We start from the raw sequence: 2,301 nt of genomic DNA on the forward strand, positions 1-2,301 counted from the left end.
TATGGTTTTTTTTGTGTATGGTGCGTGTTGTTTTATAGTTAGGCGGGGTGGCGCGGGGGCCGTCGGGCGCCTTCTCCAGGGACGTCGCCGCGCCCGGTCGGCCCGCCGGCCGCCCGTCCGACGCGCCGTTCGGCTTCTCGCTCGACGTGGGGTCCGCCCCGTTCGGCTCCCCGTTCGGTTCCTCGTTCGGTTCCTTGTTCGGCGCGGTGGTCAGGGGCGCCGTCATCGCTCGTCCTCCTCGGTGCCGGACATCAGATGGGCGTACTCGGTGTTGGTGCGCAGCAGTTCCTGGTGGGTGCCCACGGCCGTGACCCGGCCGTCGGAGAGGAGGGCGACCCGGTCGGCGAGCAGCACGGTCGACGGGCGGTGCGCCACGATCAGCGCGGTCGTCTCCGCGAGCACCCGGCGCAGCGCGGCCTCCACCGCGGCCTCCGTGTGCACGTCCAGCGCCGACAGCGGGTCGTCGAGGACGAGGAAACGGGGTCTGCCGACCACCGCCCGGGCGAGGGCCAGACGCTGCCGCTGGCCGCCGGAGAGGCTGAGGCCCTGCTCGCCCACCTGGGTGGCCGTGCCCTGCGGGAGGGCGTGCGCGAACTCCGCCTGGGCGATGGCCAGGGCACGGTCCAGCTCGGGTTCGCCCGCGTCCGGTGGGGCGCCCATCAGGACGTTCTCGCCGACGGTGGCGGAGAACAGGGTGGGTTCCTCGAAGGCCACGGCGACCAGGGCGCGCAGCGTGTCCCGGTCCATCTCGGTGATGTCGTGGCCGTCCAGCGTGATGCGGCCGGACGTCACCTCGTGCAGGCGGGGGACGAGGGCGGTGAGGGTGGTCTTGCCGGAACCGGTGGCGCCGACCAGGGCCATCGACTCGCCCGGCCGGATGTGCAGGTCGATGCGGTCGAGGGTGGGGGCGCTGCCGGGGGCGGCGTCGGGGTAGCGGAAGGTGACGTCGTGGAAGCGGAGGCCGCCCTGTTGCGCGGTACCGGTGCCGGTGCCGGTGGCGCTGTCGTGGAGGGGGCGCCGCGCGCCGGCAGGTGCCGTCGACGACTCCGGCTTCTCGTCCATCACCTCGAAGTACCGTTCCGTCGCCGTCGCCGCCTCCTGGCTCATCGCCAGGAGGAAACCGATGGAGTCGACGGGCCAGCGCAGCGCGAGCGCGGTGGACAGGAAGGCGACCAGGGTGCCCGCCGACAGCACTCCGTCGGCGACCTGGACGACACCGAGGACGAGCGCCGCGCCGATCGCGATCTCGGGGAGCGTGATGATGACGCCCCAGATCGCCGACAGGAGGCGAGCCTTGCGCAGCTCCGTGCCGCGCAGCGTCCGGGACAGCTCACGGAACGCGCGCGCCTGGCTGCGGTGCCGTCCGAACCCCTTGATGATGCGGATCCCGAGCACGCTCTCCTCGACGACCGTCGTCAGGTCGCCGACCTGGTCCTGCGCGAGGCGCGCGACGGCGTTGTACTTCCTCTCGAAGACGACGCAGGTCACGATCACCGGAACGACCGGCCCCAGGATGACGAGCCCCAGTGTCCAGTCCTGGACGAGCATGATGATCACGCCGACGACGATGGTCACCGCGTTGACCAGCAGGAACGTCAGAGGGAAGGCGAGGAACATCCGCAGCAGCATCAGATCGGTCGTCCCGCGCGACAGGAGCTGACCGGAGGCCCAGCGGTCGTGGAAGGCGACCGGGAGGCGTTGCAGATGGCGGTAGAGATCCGCGCGCATCGACGCCTCGACCCCCGCGAGGGGCCGCGCCACGAGCCAGCGCCGCAGGCCGAAAAGCAGGGCCTCGGCGAGCCCGAGCAGCAGCAGGTACAGCGCGCCGAGCCACACGCCCGCCGGGTCCCGGTCGGCGATCGGGCCGTCCACCATCCACTTCAGGACGAGCGGGATGAACAGGCCCACGAGGGAGGCGACGATCGCGACCAGCGCGGCGACGGACAGCCGCACCCGGACGGGCCGTACGTACGGCCACAGCCGCAGCAGCGTACGTACGGTGGAGCGCCCCGACGCCTTCGCGGGCGTCTCGGCCCGCTCGGGCTCCGCGGGTTCGGAGGCCGCCCCTGGTTCCTCGGTCCGGTCGGGTTCCTCTGCGGTTGCACGTGTCGTGGGCATCAGCAGCGAGCCTACGGATCGCCACTGACAACGCCCACCGAGTTTTGGCCGGACCGCGATCGGCCGTGAGTCCTACGACCGCCCGGCGACCCCGCTCCCGGCTCGCCCCGCGCCCCCACTCCCGGCCTCCCGCTTCCCGCGCGGTCACCGACCTCCGCAAGACCCACCCGCAACCCCCCGCAG

At 72.2% G+C, this 2,301-nt stretch carries 1 protein-coding gene and 1 pseudogene; both read right to left on the reverse strand.

Annotated elements, in window-relative coordinates; all coding sequences use genetic code 11:
• A pseudogene (locus tag P1P70_RS43580) lies at positions 1-226 on the reverse strand (hypothetical protein); the annotation flags it as partial.
• On the reverse strand, positions 223-2,118 hold the full coding sequence (locus tag P1P70_RS43585; RefSeq protein ID WP_319247902.1) for an ABC transporter ATP-binding protein: 1,896 nt from the start codon (positions 2,116-2,118) through the stop codon (positions 223-225). The gene P1P70_RS43585 and the pseudogene P1P70_RS43580, both read right to left, overlap by 4 nt.
• Between the last annotated feature and the right edge of the window lie 183 nt (positions 2,119-2,301).

The sequence above is a fragment of the Streptomyces sp. MB09-02B genome, from assembly GCF_033794485.1.
Classification (GTDB): domain Bacteria; phylum Actinomycetota; class Actinomycetes; order Streptomycetales; family Streptomycetaceae; genus Streptomyces.